The organism is Rhodopseudomonas sp. BR0C11 (assembly GCF_010820945.1).
Lineage (GTDB): Bacteria > Pseudomonadota > Alphaproteobacteria > Rhizobiales > Xanthobacteraceae > Rhodopseudomonas > Rhodopseudomonas palustris_H.
The window spans coordinates 1-13,296 of record NZ_QTKI01000104.1; the positions used below are offsets into that span (position 1 = coordinate 1).

The 13,296-nt window shown below is 65.5% G+C and carries 16 protein-coding genes; 6 read left to right on the plus strand and 10 right to left on the minus strand.

Annotated elements, in window-relative coordinates; genetic code table 11:
* The 5 genes from DYI24_RS10650 to phnG form a co-directional block, all read right to left on the minus strand.
* A partial coding sequence (locus DYI24_RS10650) for an ATP-binding cassette domain-containing protein (protein ID WP_164572266.1) occupies positions 1–505 on the minus strand: 505 nt, incomplete at its 3' end.
* Entirely contained in the window at positions 498–1,376 is an 879-nt protein-coding gene (locus DYI24_RS10655) for an alpha-D-ribose 1-methylphosphonate 5-phosphate C-P-lyase PhnJ (protein ID WP_164572267.1), read from the minus strand. The genes DYI24_RS10650 and DYI24_RS10655, both read right to left, overlap by 8 nt.
* A complete protein-coding gene (locus DYI24_RS10660; RefSeq protein WP_164572268.1) occupies positions 1,373–2,470 on the minus strand; it encodes a carbon-phosphorus lyase complex subunit in 1,098 nt (365 codons plus the stop codon). Before DYI24_RS10660 ends, DYI24_RS10655 begins: the two co-directional genes overlap by 4 nt.
* 3 nt (positions 2,471–2,473) lie before the next feature.
* Positions 2,474–3,076, minus strand: a complete 603-nt coding sequence (phnH, locus tag DYI24_RS10665; RefSeq protein WP_164572269.1) for a phosphonate C-P lyase system protein PhnH — start codon at positions 3,074–3,076, stop codon at positions 2,474–2,476.
* A gap of 2 nt (positions 3,077–3,078) precedes the next feature.
* On the minus strand, positions 3,079–3,552 hold the full coding sequence (gene phnG / locus DYI24_RS10670; protein WP_164572277.1) for a phosphonate C-P lyase system protein PhnG: 474 nt from the start codon (positions 3,550–3,552) through the stop codon (positions 3,079–3,081).
* A gap of 111 nt (positions 3,553–3,663) precedes the next feature.
* Here phnG and phnF point away from each other — a divergent pair, with 111 nt between their 5' ends.
* The gene (gene phnF / locus DYI24_RS10675; protein WP_164572270.1) at positions 3,664–4,392 is read left to right on the plus strand and encodes a phosphonate metabolism transcriptional regulator PhnF; all 729 of its coding nucleotides are present in this window, start codon (positions 3,664–3,666) and stop codon (positions 4,390–4,392) included.
* Positions 4,393–4,692: 300 nt separating this feature from the next.
* Here phnF and phnE (DYI24_RS10680) read toward each other — a convergent pair whose 3' ends face one another.
* The 4 genes from phnE (DYI24_RS10680) to phnC all read right to left on the minus strand — a co-directional run bounded on the left by phnE (DYI24_RS10680) (position 4,693) and on the right by phnC (position 8,335).
* Entirely contained in the window at positions 4,693–5,559 is an 867-nt protein-coding gene (gene phnE / locus DYI24_RS10680; protein WP_107342883.1) for a phosphonate ABC transporter, permease protein PhnE, read from the minus strand.
* Positions 5,556–6,437 (minus strand): phosphonate ABC transporter, permease protein PhnE, encoded by an 882-nt coding sequence (phnE, locus tag DYI24_RS10685; protein ID WP_164572271.1) that lies wholly within the window; start codon positions 6,435–6,437, stop codon positions 5,556–5,558. The genes phnE (DYI24_RS10680) and phnE (DYI24_RS10685) overlap by 4 nt, the downstream gene beginning before the upstream one ends.
* A gap of 68 nt (positions 6,438–6,505) precedes the next feature.
* Positions 6,506–7,414, minus strand: coding sequence for a phosphonate ABC transporter substrate-binding protein (phnD, locus tag DYI24_RS10690; protein WP_164572272.1), 909 nt, complete (start codon positions 7,412–7,414; stop codon positions 6,506–6,508).
* A 108-nt stretch (positions 7,415–7,522) separates the two neighbouring features.
* Positions 7,523–8,335 (minus strand): phosphonate ABC transporter ATP-binding protein, encoded by an 813-nt coding sequence (gene phnC / locus DYI24_RS10695; RefSeq protein WP_107342885.1) that lies wholly within the window; start codon positions 8,333–8,335, stop codon positions 7,523–7,525.
* A gap of 179 nt (positions 8,336–8,514) precedes the next feature.
* Between phnC and DYI24_RS10700 the strand changes: the two genes are divergently transcribed.
* Genes DYI24_RS10700 through DYI24_RS10710 form a run of 3 tightly spaced genes read left to right on the plus strand, consistent with a single transcriptional unit; the run spans position 8,515 to position 11,109 of the window.
* Positions 8,515–9,192, plus strand: coding sequence for a transferase hexapeptide repeat family protein (locus DYI24_RS10700; RefSeq protein ID WP_107342886.1), 678 nt, complete (start codon positions 8,515–8,517; stop codon positions 9,190–9,192).
* On the plus strand, positions 9,189–10,382 hold the full coding sequence (locus tag DYI24_RS10705) for an alpha-D-ribose 1-methylphosphonate 5-triphosphate diphosphatase (protein WP_164572273.1): 1,194 nt from the start codon (positions 9,189–9,191) through the stop codon (positions 10,380–10,382). Before DYI24_RS10700 ends, DYI24_RS10705 begins: the two co-directional genes overlap by 4 nt.
* A gap of 22 nt (positions 10,383–10,404) precedes the next feature.
* Positions 10,405–11,109: a DUF1045 domain-containing protein gene (locus tag DYI24_RS10710; RefSeq protein WP_164572274.1), complete on the plus strand. Its 705-nt coding sequence runs from the start codon at positions 10,405–10,407 to the stop codon at positions 11,107–11,109.
* Here DYI24_RS10710 and DYI24_RS10715 read toward each other — a convergent pair.
* Complete coding sequence (locus DYI24_RS10715) at positions 11,106–12,086, minus strand: YheT family hydrolase (RefSeq protein WP_164572275.1); 981 nt, start codon at positions 12,084–12,086, stop codon at positions 11,106–11,108. The genes DYI24_RS10710 and DYI24_RS10715 overlap by 4 nt on opposite strands.
* 246 nt (positions 12,087–12,332) lie before the next feature.
* Between DYI24_RS10715 and DYI24_RS10720 the strand changes: the two genes are divergently transcribed.
* Complete coding sequence (locus DYI24_RS10720; RefSeq protein WP_107342890.1) at positions 12,333–12,527, plus strand: hypothetical protein; 195 nt, start codon at positions 12,333–12,335, stop codon at positions 12,525–12,527.
* A gap of 488 nt (positions 12,528–13,015) precedes the next feature.
* A partial coding sequence (locus DYI24_RS10725) for a hypothetical protein (RefSeq protein ID WP_164572276.1) occupies positions 13,016–13,296 on the plus strand: 281 nt, incomplete at its 3' end.

Here is a 13,296-nt window from a genome sequence, read left to right on the forward strand (position 1 = left end):
CGCCCGAATAGGTGCGCGGCGCGTCGTCGATGCGGCCGGTATCGATCTCGACCCGCTCCAGCCAGTCGCTGGCGACGCTCCGGATCTTGCCGTAGTGATTCCAGCCGACCGCCATCAGCCGTTCGCCGACATTGGCGCCGGCCGAGACCGCCATGCGCAGGCCCTGTGCGGGATCCTGATGCACGAAGCCCCAATCGGTGCGCAGCAGCAGCCGGCGTTCGGCTTCGCCGAGTTCGGCGAGATCGCGCAAGATGCCGTCGCGCATCCGATAGGACACGCGACCGGCGCTCGGCGTCATCTGTCCCGACAGCATCTGCAGCAGGGTTGATTTGCCGGAGCCGGATTCGCCGACGATCGCCAGCACTTCGCCGGGGAAGAGCTCGAACGACACGCCGCGGCAGGCGTCTATCCGGCCGTAGCGTTTCGACAGGCCGTCGGCGATCAGCAGCGGCTGGTCGGCCGCGGTGAAGGCGCCTGGTGCGGCGGACGAGACGCGATCAAGCATGGACGCTCTCCATCGGTGCGGTTTCGCTGCCGGTGTGGCCTTGGGCGCGGCGGCCTTCGCAATAATCGGTGTCGGAGCACACGAACATCCGGGTGCCGGCGTTATCGGTGACGATCTCGTCGAGATAGGAATCGTCGGCGCCGCACAGCGCACAGCAGCCGTCCTGGCGATAGCGCGTGAACGGATGGTCCTCGAAATCCAGTGACACCACCTGCGTATAGGGCGGGATTGCGTAGATCCGCTTCTCGCGGCCGGCGCCGAACAGTTGCAGCGCCGGGCAATTGTCCATCTTCGGATTGTCGAACTTCGGTGTCGGCGACGGGTCCATCACATAGCGGCCGGCGACCTTCACCGGGTAGGCATAGGCGGTGGCGATGTGGCCGAACTTGGCGATGTCTTCGTACAGCTTGACGTGCATCAGGCCGTATTCGGCGAGCGCATGCATGCGCCGCGTCTCGGTTTCGCGCGGCTCCAGAAAGCGCAGCGGCTCCGGGATCGGCACCTGATACACCAGCACCTGGCCTTCGTGCAGCGGCGTCTCGGGAATCCGGTGCCGGGTCTGGATCACGCTCGCGTCCGGCGTCGCCGTCGTCGTCGCGACGCCGGCGGTCTTGGCGAAGAATTTCCGGATCGAGATCGCGTTGGTGGTGTCGTCGCTGCCCTGGTCGATCACCTTCAGCGTATCGTCGGGACCGAGGATCGACGCCGTCACCTGCACGCCGCCGGTGCCCCAGCCATAAGGCATCGGCATCTCGCGGCTGGCGAACGGCACCTGATAGCCGGGGATTGCGATCGCTTTCAGGATCGCGCGGCGGATCATCCGCTTGGTCTGCTCGTCGAGATAAGCGAAATTGTAGGTCGCCTCGGTCATTCCGCAGCCTCGCGCAGCTCGGGTTGGTCCTGGTTGAATTCGGCACGCAGCTTGCGCAGCAGGCCGAGCTCGGACTGGAAATCGACGTAGTGCGGCAGCTTGAGATGCTCGACGAAGCCGGTCGCCTGGACGTTGTCGGAATGCGACAGCACGAACTCCTCGTCCTGAGCCGGCGCCTTGACGTCCTCGCCGAGTTCGCCGGCGCGCAGCGCGCGATCGACCAGGGCCATCGACATCGCCTTGCGCTCGCTCTGGCCGAAGGCGAGGCCGTAGCCTCGGGTGAAGCGCGGCGCTTCGGTCGCCGAGCCTTTGAACTGATTGACCATCTGGCACTCGGTCAGCGCCACGCTGCCGAGCGGCACGGCGAAGCCGGCGTCTTCGGCCTCGAAGAACACCTCGACTTCGCCGAACCGGATCTCGCCGGCGAACGGATGGTTGCGGCCGTAGCCGCGCTGAGTGGAGTAGCCGAGCGCCAGCAAAAAGCCCTCGTCGGCGCGGGCGAGGTTCTGCAGCCGCAGGTCGCGCCCGGCCGGAAAGTTCAGCGGCTCCCGGGTGAGGTCACCGACCGCGCTGTCGTCATCCGCAATCGGCGACTCTTCAATTAGCCCGTCCTGGCGCAGGATGTCGGTCACCCGCGGCGTCGGCGCGTCATTGGCTTCCGCCGTCGCCGGCTCGGCTGGATCGCCGCCTTCGGCGAGCTGCGGATCGAGCAGCCGGTGGGTGTAGTCGAAGGTCGGGCCGAGGATCTGGCCGCCCGGAATGTCCTTGAAGGTCGAGGAAATACGTCGCCGCACCGCCATTGCGCCGGTGTCGACCGGCTCGGACGAACCGAACCGCGGCAGCGTGGCGCGGAATGCCCGCACCAGGAAGATCGCTTCGATCAGATCGCCGCGCGCCTGCTTGATCGCCAGCGCCGCTAGCTCGCGGTCGTAGAGCGAGCCTTCGCTCATCACCCGATCGACGCCGAGCGCGAGCTGTTCGGAAATCTGGTCGAGCGTCAGCTCCGGCACGTTACGTTTCCCGCGGCGGGCGTCGGCGAGCAGTCGGTGGGCATTGTCGATGGCGCGTTCGCCGCCTTTGACTGCGACATACATCGGTCAGCTCCCTTGGCTGAGGCGCGTGGTGCGCGGGATCGCAACCACCTGATCACCGCTCACCAGCACCACGTCGAGGCCGCGCGGAAACATCGCTGCGTTGATACTCAGGCGATCGAACAGGTCGGCCGGCTGCAGCGATGCCTGCAGCAGCGTCTCGCCATCGATGCCGGGTCCGTGCAGCCGGAAGCCGTTGCCGGAGCCGAGCGCCTGCACTTGAATAATGAGTGTGGTCGACCGGTCCGGATATTCCGGCGTGCCGAGCGCGAACCGCTCGAGCGGCAGCAACGCTGAGCCGTCCCCGATCAGCGCGAACGCCGCGGAGGAGGGATCGCCGGTCAGCGGCGCGCCGGTGTGAAACTTCAGCCACTGCGCCACGGTGCCGTCCGCTGCGATCGTCTCGTCGAGCCAGATCGGCGTGTCGTGATCGAACAGCGTCAGCGCCAGTGCGGCGCTGCCGTGCATCAGCGGCGCCGGTGTGCCGGCTTCGACGCTGATGCGTTGGATGCGGCCGGGCCGCGCCATCGCTTCCATCACGGCGCGGAAGGTCGATTGCGCGCCGAGCACCTTGTCGGCAAAGCCGGCGGCAAGTTCGGTGGTGGTCATGGTCAGCCCTCGCCTCGCACCAGCGTGTAGAAATCGACCTTGGTGGCAGCCGTCTGGGCGGCCTTTTCGGCGCGTGCGGTCTCGACCTCAGTGCGCAGCGGCGCGATCACCTCGGCCTCGACCGCAGCCGAATAGTCCGCCGATTGCAAAAGCGCGTCACACAGCGCGATCAGCTTTGCCTTGGTACGATCTCGTCCCAACGTGTAGCCGAACCCGACCTCGCCGCTGGCGAGCCGCACTGCAGCGCGCGACACCGTCGCCTCGCCGACATTGAAGGCCGCGCCATCGCCGCCGATCCGGCCGCGCAGCATCACCAGTCCCTGTTCCGGCTCGCGCAGCAGCGTGAACGCCGGCGGCGCCAGGGCTCCGACGCGGGCGTCGATCGCTGCGGTATCCGACGCAGTCAACACCGCCATCGCGACGCGACGGCGCGCGATCGCGGCTTGTTCGGGGAGGTTCGTGGTTTCGGCGTGCATCGCCATTGCCCAATTCAAGTTGTCTATGTTAATAGACAACTTGATAGAGGCACAATGTGAAAACTCGATGACGACGAATTCCGTGGCGATGATCACGAAAGCGTTCCTGTCATGACCGCCGAGGCGCTCTCTTCAGGCGTCGCTTTGTGGCGTCAGGTCGCCGACGGCATCGAGATGGCGATCGCCGACGGCCGCTATCTGCCCGGCGGCAAGCTGCCGGGAGAGACCGAGATCGCCGAGAACTACGGGGTCAACCGCCACACCGTGCGGCGGGCGCTCGCGGCGCTGGCGGAACGTGGATTGGTGCGCGCCGAGCGTGGCAGCGGCACCTTCGTCCGCAGCCGGCGGATCGCCTATCCGCTGCGCACCCGGACGCGGTTTTCCGAGATCATCAATGCGGGCGGCCGCGAGCCGCGCGGTCAATTGATCGCCGCGGAGCGCGAGGCCGCGACCGGCGCGCTGGCCGGCCAGCTCGATCTCGACATAGGTGCGCCACTGTTCCGGATCGAGGCGCTGCGATCGGCGGACGGCGTGCCGATCAGCCGCGGCACGACCTGGCTGTCGGCGGTGCGATTTCCCGATGCGCCCAAGGTGTTCGCGGCGAAACGCTCGATGACCAAGGTGCTGGCGCATTACGGCATCAGCGATTATCGCCGGCTGTCGACCCGGATCACCGCCTCGGTGGTCGATGCCGCCGATGCGGCGCGGCTCGATCTGGTGGCCGGGCGGCCGGTGCTGGTGGTGGAGAGCATCGACGTGGCTGCAGACGGCACCCCGCTGCTGACCTCCCGCGCCCGCTTTGCGGCCGAGCGGGTCGAGTTCGTGATCGAGCCGGATTAGCGTGTGCCTGGTGGTGCAGCTTCGCAAGCGCCGCCTCGTCACGCAGCAGAGCTTTGAATCGTCATTGCGAGGAACGAAGCGACGAAGCAATCCTGGAGCCAAGTGAATGGAACTGTGGATTGCTTCGCTTCGCTCGCAATGACGGGAAAAGGCGGTGCGACGTCGCAAAAGCCGTCATCGCCCGCGCAGGCGGGCGAACCAGTATTGCAGAGAGTTCGCGGCAGAGCACGGACGCTCTGGAATACTGGATCCTCCGCTTGCGCGGAGGATGACGGTTGAGAGTGCGATGATCGCCGCGCCTTAAGCGACCGCCTTCCGGCCGATGATCGCGAACCGCAGCTTGCTGGAGATCCAGTCGATCGCCGCCACGGTGACCAGGATCATCAGGATCAGGAACGACACCTTCTGCCACTCCAGCACGCGGATCTGCTCCGCGAGCTGCAAGCCGATGCCGCCGGCGCCGACGATGCCGATGATGGTGGCGGAGCGGGTGTTGGATTCAAAGAAGTACAGCACCTGGCTGGCCAGAATCGGGACCACCTGCGGCAACATGCCGAAGCGGACGCTGTGGACGTGCGAGCCGCCGGTCGCCTTGACGCCTTCGCTCGCCTTTTCGTCGGCGGCCTCGAAGGCCTCCGAGAACAGCTTGCCGAAATTGCCGAAATCCGAGCACATCACCGCCAGAATGCCGGCGAACGGGCCGAGCCCGACGACGCCGACCCAGATCAGCGCCCAGATCAGCGTGTCGACGCCGCGAACCGCGTCGAGCAGGCGCCGCGTCAAGAGCTGCAGCGGGCGGATGCGTAGCACGTTGCGCGCCGCCAGGAACGACACGGGAAACGCCAGCAGTGCGCCGCCGAGCGTGCCGAGAAAGGCGATCGCCAGCGTTTCGCCCATCGCGTGCAGATAGACTTGCGCGAGCTGCCACGATCCCGGATCGGGCGGCAGCATCAGGCCGAGAAACTCGATCAGGCGGCCGATGCCGCTGAATAACCTGTCGAACGGGATTTCGAGCCGGATCAGGCCGAACACGAAGATCGCTGCAGCCAAGGTCAGGCCGCCGATCAGCTTGGCGCGGTTGATCCAGTTGGGACGGAAGTGTTCGGGAAAGCGGGCGGCGATGCCGGCTTCGTCGCCGAAGCTCAGGGTGCGGCGGGCGGTGCTCATCGTCGCTCCTGACCGATCAGACGGCGGCGCACGCCTTCGGTGAAATAGTCGATCGCCATCACGGTGACGATGATCAGCAACAGAATGGCGCTGACGTCGCTGTAGTAGAACTTGCGCACCGCCTCGATCAGGTCCTGGCCGATGCCGCCGGCACCGACGAAGCCCATGACGGCCGCGCCGCGGACATTGATCTCGAACCGCAGCAGCGCGTAGCTGACGAAGTTCGACAGCACCTGCGGCACCACCGCAAACCGGACCATCTCGAACCAGTCACCGCCGGACGAAACCACGCCCTCCAGCGGCTTGTCGTCGATGTTCTCGACCACTTCGGCGAACAGCTTGCCGAGCGCGCCGGCGGTGTGAATCGCGATCGCCAACACGCCGGGCAGCGGGCCCAGCCCGAACGCCAGCACGAACAGCAGCGCGAACACGATCTCCGGCACGGTGCGGCAGAATTCGAGGAAGCGGCGGGTGACGAAGACGAGTGTGCGCGAACGCACAAGATTGGCCGAGGCGAGAAAGCACAGTGCAAAGCCTGCGAGTGCCCCGAGCAGGGTGCCCACATAGGCGATCAGAATCGTGTCGAGCAGCAACCCGGTCCAGCGCTTGAGGCCCCAGAACCAGTCGGCGAGGTCGGTCCACAAGGTCGCGAGCGCGAGCTTCGGTGCGATCGAGATGAAGTAGGACGGAAACCGCCAGAAATTAGCGGCCAGCTTGACCAGGTCGACTTCGCCCATCCAGGCGGCCGCGGCGATCGCGGCGATCAGGATCGCGCCGCCGAGCGCCAGCCGCCGCCGCTTCGCCGCCACCGCCGCGTCGTAGTGATCGGCGAGGGCGCGGAGCTGAGGCTCGGGAAGTTCTGTGACGGCTGCCTGCATTCGGTTGTCCGACGTGACGACGTGGGCGACCGTTGGGCCGCCCACGTCCGATGATGTGCTGGGATGTGTCAGGACTTCGACTTGCGCAGGCTGTCGACGAACTTGATCAGCTCGACCACCGGCTCGTAGTCCTTGTGGCTCGTCGCCGCGTAAGGCTTGGCCTTGCCCTCATAGATCTTGTTGAAGGTTTCCGGATCGTTGGTGGCGAGATCGAGCACGGCCTTGCGGATCGCCGCCTTGAGGTCTTCCGGCAGGTCGGACAGATAGGCCATCGGCGAGTTCACGATCAGGTCCGACTTCAGGATGATGCGGAAGTCAGCGGCCTTGACCATGCCCTTGCGGTCCATCCGCAACAGGTTGGATTCGTCCTCGGTGTTCCACCAATTGAACGCCGCATCGCAAGTGCCCTGGGCGACGCCGATCACCGCGTTCTCATGGCTGCCGGCGTAGATCACCTTGGCGAAGAACTTGTCGGGATCGATCGACATCTTGTTCATCATGAAGCGCGGCACGTTGTTGCCGGAGGTCGAATTCGGATCGACCAGGCAGAGGTTCTTGCCCTTGAGATCTTCGATCTTCTGGTAGGGCGACTCCTTCTTCACATACAGCACCGAGTGATAGCCCTTGGAGCCGTCACCGTTGACCTCGATCGCGAACGGCTCGACCTTGGCGCCGACCAGATAGGCGCGGGCGTAGGACGCCGGCCCATACATGCCGATGTGGATGTTGCCGGCGCGCTGGCCTTCGATCACCGCGGCGTAGTCGTTGGCAATGCGCAGCTTCACCGGCACGCCGAGCTGCTTGGTGAGATAGTCAGTCAGCGGGGTCCAGCGGGTGGTGGTGCCCGAGGCGTTCTCGTCCGGGATCTTGCCGAACACCAGCTCGGGATATTTCGCCTTCCAGTCCTGCGCCGGCGCAGCGTGCGCGGTGAACGCCAGCGCGGCAGCGGCGGCGACGAGAGTACGGAGCTTGATCATGAGGTTTCCTGTCTCTTCGGTCGGTGAACGGTCGAAACACGGCGACCGCACGCGGACGCGCCGCGGGCGGTGCCGGATAGGGGAGACGGCGAACGATCGCCGCCGGGATCAGGCCACGGCGACGCCGGCCAATGCGGGGGCGGGAAGGCCGTGCGGAACGTGCGGCGCAGCGCCGAGCACTTCGTCGGCTTCGAGATCGTAGAGTTCGCGCGCGATCTGATCGGTCAGCGCAGCCGGTGCGCCGTCGAACACCACGCGGCCCGAAGCCATGCCGATCAGCCGGTCGCAATAGCTGCGGGCGAGATCGAGCGAGTGCAGATTGCACAGCACGGTGATGCCGAAGTGCTTGTTGATGCGCAGCAGCGCATCCATCACGATCTTGGTGTTGCGCGGGTCGAGCGAGGCGATCGGCTCGTCGGCGAGCACGATGTCCGGCTGCTGCACCAGGGCGCGGGCGATCGCGACGCGCTGCTGCTGACCGCCGGAGAGCTGGTCGGCGCGCTGCGCCGCGTAGGACGCCATATCGAACTGATCGAGCGCCGAGATCGCGAGCGCGCGATCCTGCTCCGGCCACATTTGCACCAGCGAGCGCCACGACGGCACTTCGGACAGCCGGCCCATCAGCACGTTGGTCAGCACGTCGAGACGGCCGATCAGGTTGAACTGCTGAAAGATCATCGCCGAGCGTGCGCGCCATTGTCGCAGCTCGCGGCCCTGCAGTGCGGTCACATCGACGCCTTCGAACAGGATGCGGCCCTCGGACGGCTCCGCCAGCCGGTTCAGCATGCGTAGCAGGGTCGACTTGCCCGCGCCGGATCGCCCGATCACCCCGACGAAGCTGCCGCGCTCCACCGAAAACGATGCGCCATCTACGGCGGCTTTGCTGCCGAAACGGCAGGTCAGACCCTCAACTACCAGCATGCGCTGCTCCCGAAACAGGTTCGGGAGGAATCGCTAACGCTGTTGTTTTGCAGCCGTGTGACAGTCGATGTAGTTCCGCCGACATATCAAGGTCTTCGCTGCGTCATCGATGCGTCACGACGGCGTCATGAGCGGCGCCGATGACAGGTCTCATCCCAATCAGCGCGCACGAGACTCCCATGGCCGCGAAACTGCTAACGGTCGCGCCGACCGTCGATCCGACCGCCAAGCTGCACGACGTCACCCTCGGCGCCTATTGCGAAGTCGGTGCCCGCACCATCCTGAACGAAGTGGCGATGGGCGATTACTCTTACGTCGTCAATGATTCGCAGATCACCTACACCAGCATCGGCAAGTTCTGCTCGATCGCGGCGATGACCCGGATCAACCCCGGCAATCATCCGATGCAGCGCGCCACCCAGGCGCACTTCACCTACCGCGCCAGCACCTATTTCGAGGGCGAGAGCGACGACGCCGAGTTTTTCGCTTGGCGCCGCTCGCATCACGTCGAGATCGGCCACGACGTCTGGATCGGTCACGGCGCCATTGTCCTGCCGGGCCGCAACATCGGTACCGGTGCGGTGGTTGCGGCGGGCGCAATCGTCACCCGTGACGTGCCGGCCTACACGATAGTGGCCGGCAATCCGGCCCGGCCGATCCGCCGCCGTTTCTCCGAGCAACAGGCGGAGCGTCTGGTCGCGCTGGCGTGGTGGAATTGGGACCACGAAGCGTTGCGCAACGCGCTACCCGACTTCCGGAAATTGTCAGTGGACGAATTCCTCGACCGATATGAAGGTGCCGCCAAAGTGCAGTCGCCGGACCGGGAGCCGGCGACGGAACAGCAGGTGATGGGATGAGCGAGATCGCGATCGAAGGTGGCCGGACGCTGCTCGGCGACGAGATTGCCGAGGCCTCGCTGCAGATCGCCGGCGGCGCCATCGCCGGGGTCGGCTCCGCCGCGAGCAACGCGGCAATCCGGATCGACGCTCGCGGCCTGCTGGTGCTGCCCGGGATCGTCGATCTGCACGGCGATGCCTTCGAGCGGCAGATGATGCCGCGGCCGGGGGTCGATTTTCCGATCGATGTCGCGCTGATCGACAGCGACCGCCAAGCGATCGCCAATGGCCTGACCACGGTCTTTCACGCCGTCACCTGGTCGTGGGAGCCCGGCCTGCGCAGCGCCGACAACGCCCGCCGGATGCTGGATGCGATCGATCTGACCAAGCCGCGGCTCTCCGCCGACACCCGCATCCATCTGCGCCACGAGACCTTCAATCTCGATGCGGTCGATGAGATCGCGCAGTGGATCGGCGACCGCCGCGTCGATCTGTTCGCCTTCAACGACCACATGGACTCGACGCTGGCGAATCTCGCCAAGCCGCAGAAGCGGAACCGGATGGTCGAGCGCACCGGCCTGTCCGACGGCGAATTCGACCGGTTGGTCGAGCGCATCGCGGCGCGCGGCGACGAAGTGCCACAGGCGAACCGGCGCCTCGCCGCCATCGCCCGCGAGGTGTCAATGCCGATGCTGTCGCACGACGACGATACCCCGGCGATGCGGCAGGGTTATCGTGATCTCGGCGTCGGCATCGCCGAATTCCCTACCACCGAGGAGACCGCGCGCGATGCGGCGCTGCACGGCGACTTCATCGTGTTCGGCTCGCCGAACGTGGTGCGCGGCGGCAGCCACACCGGCTGGACCAAGGCGGCCGACATGATCGCCAAAGGACTGTGTTCGGTGCTGGCGTCCGACTACTACTACCCGGCGCCGCTGCTCGCCGCATTCCGCCTCGTGCACGACGGCATCCTGCCGCTGGAGCAGGCCTGGAAGCTGATCTCGGAAAACCCCGCCCGCGCCGCAGGTCTCGCCGAGCGCGGCACAATTGCGAGCGGGCAGCGCGCTGACGTTGTGCTGGTCGATGATCGGGTCGCGCTGCGGCCGCGGATCGTCGCGGTGATCGCCGGCGGGCGGCTGGTGCATGTCGATGATCCGGAGCGCTTCGTGATCACGCGCAAACTGCCGCACCCGGCTGGCGTTGCCGCCTGATCTGACGCTATCATCACCGACGATGTCGAATTTTCCACGCTACGCGATTTACTATCTGCCCGCCGCAGGCAGCGCTCTGGCGCAGTTCGGGGCGACGATGCTCGGTTACGATGTCGTCACCGGCGAAGACGTGCCGTTCGCCGCGCATACGGCGGCGATTGCGGACTGGCGAGACATCACCGCAGACCCGCGCGGCTACGGCTTTCACGCCACCCTGAAGGCGCCGTTCGGATTGATCGGCGGCCGCAGCGAAAGCGACCTGTTGTGGGCCTGTGCGACCTTTGCCGAAACGCCGCGGGTGATTCCGCAGATCGGCCCGGTGATCAGGCCGATCGGTGGGTTCATCGCGCTGGTGCCGGAAACGTCCTCCGAGCCGCTGCAGCAACTCGCAGCCGATTGCGTTCGCGACTTCGATGAATTTCGGGCGCCGCTGTCGGCGGAGGATCGCGCCCGGCGCAAGCCGGAACGGCTGACGCCCGAGCAGGTCGGCTATCTCGATCGCTGGGGCTACCCCTATGTGATGGATGAGTTCCGGTTTCACATGACGCTGACCGGTTCGCTCGATCCTGCTCGCCACGACGAATTGTTGGTGCTGCTGCGGAAACAATTCGCGGCCACCGGCGTCAATCGGATGGCAATCGATCGGATCGTTGTGCTGCGCCAGGACGCGCGAGGTGCGCGGTTCAAGAGCATCGCGCAATTCGAACTGCGCAGCGCCGACTATTAGCCGCCGAGGATCGAGCCGAGCCAGTCGCTGACCGCCTCGGGCATGGCGGTGACCCGGCCGGGCCAGGGACCGGTGGCGAAGCCGACATGTCCGCCTTCATCGGGTTGCCAGAGCGTCACCATCGTGCCGACGTCGTCCGGTGTCGGAAGCGAGGCGGCCGGCACGAACGGATCGTTGCGCGCGTTCACGACCAAAGCCGGGATCTTGATCTTGTGCAGATGCGGCTTGGACGAGGCACGGGTCCAATAGTCATCGACACCCGCAAAGCCGTGCAGCGGCGCCGTGAAGGCGTCGTCGAATTCGCGCAAAGTCGTTGCCCGTTGCACCCGTTCGCGATCGAACAGTCCCGGATGCTGCTGCCATTTCGCGAGCGCGTTCGGAATCATCGTGCGCAGGAAATGCCGGGTATAGATCAGGCGGTTGATACCGCTGTCGATCGCGGCGCCGGCGGCCACGAGATCCAGCGGGGCTGAGACCGCCGCCACTGCGCGCGCGATTTCTGCGGCGCCGCTGCCGGCCTCCTCCGCCCAGCGCAACAGCGCGTTGCCGCCGAGCGAGACGCCGGCGGCAAGCACAGGCGCATCGGCGCGGTCGCGAATTCGCGCCAGCAGCCAGCCGACTTCCTCGAAGTCGCCGGAGTGGTAGGAGCGCGGTGCGAGATTGAGTTCGCCCGAGCAGCCGCGAAAGTGCGGAATCGACAGCCGCCAGCCGCGCGCGAGCGCACCCTGCGCAAATGCGATCGCGTAGCGGCTCGCCGACGATCCTTCGAGGCCGTGAAACAGCACCAGCCACGGCGCATGGTCGGGCCCGGGCAGATGATCGATATCGATGAAGTCGCCGTCGGGTGCCCGCCAGCGTTCGCGGACGAGCTTGATGGCTTGCGAGGCCCGTGGCTGCGCGAACAGCGTCGGCCAGATGGTTTGCAGATGGCCGCCGCGCAGCCACCACGGTGCGCGATAGGATCGCAGATCAGTCATGTCGAGCAGAATCGAAGGAGGGACAAACACACACAGGTCGGACGAACCTGACTCAGCTATCCACCGCGATGGTGGCCACTGCAACCGAGCGCGTCAACATCGCATTAGCTTGGCATTTGCAACTAACGTTTGCGACGGCCGGATATGTCGCAGTTGTTGTCGGGCCGCCATCGCCCTAAGCTGCTCTCCATAACGACAAGCGATCGGAGCCGAAGCAGCCGGGATCGCCCCTATGAGGAAATCGCCATGAAGGTCGCCGACCCAGCTCCCTTCCGCAACCTGTCGCCCGACGAGTTGGAATGGCTAGCCGCCGCCGAATGGGCGCAGGCCGAATCTCTCAGCGATGCGCCGAAGGGCCTCGTGATGCAGTCCGCCACCGAGATGCATGCACGCGCCAAGCTGAAGCGCATCCTGCTCAGCCAGGTCCCGACCAAGCATTAGGATCGTGTTCTCGATCAGTTCGATCGAGACGGACGTTGTGTGAGGTAACGTCGTCCGCTTGCACGCGACAAACATCTAGAACTTTCGTCGACGTTAGTGCGCCGCGCCTCTCGAATATGCATTCGTCATTCGAGTGTCCCGTTCATGACGTGAGTTGTGACGCGAGGATCAGCGCCAAAGATTGTTTTCGATTGAATCGTTGCGCCGTCATTCCGGTGAATCGATTAGCAATCGAGAAAAGGCCGGTCGCATAAGCCAAATCCGTTGGCGAGGCGCTTGCCGTTCAGCGCAAGACAGCTCCCAAAATCGCGCCTGCGATCAGGTCGCCGTCCAGTCTTCGTTCGGCCTGGCCTGCGCACCAAGCGCCGGAATTATTTTAATCGTTGTGTAAAGATCGCGGTCCTACCACGGGCGTCATCAGCGGATTTTACACGCCACTGTGGAATGACGATCCAGCGATGCGGGTCGTGAGTGCCGAGGTACATAGAATGAGTAACGCCCAGCGCCGCCCCTTTCGTTTCACTATCGGTTTGCGATTTTCGATCGCGTTGGCGGCCAGTGTGGTGACGGCTGTCGCCGCAACTACGATCAGTAACATTGTATTGTCGGCGCGGATGACCGAGCAGGCAGCTGCACGCGAACTAAATGGTCTGCAGGATTCGCTCGGTCAGCAGATGGCTGCCTCACAACAGCGCGCCGCTGCGCTGGCGGCTTCGCTGGCGAGCAACACCGCGATCCAGGATGTCTTCGCGAGCCGCAACCGCCACGG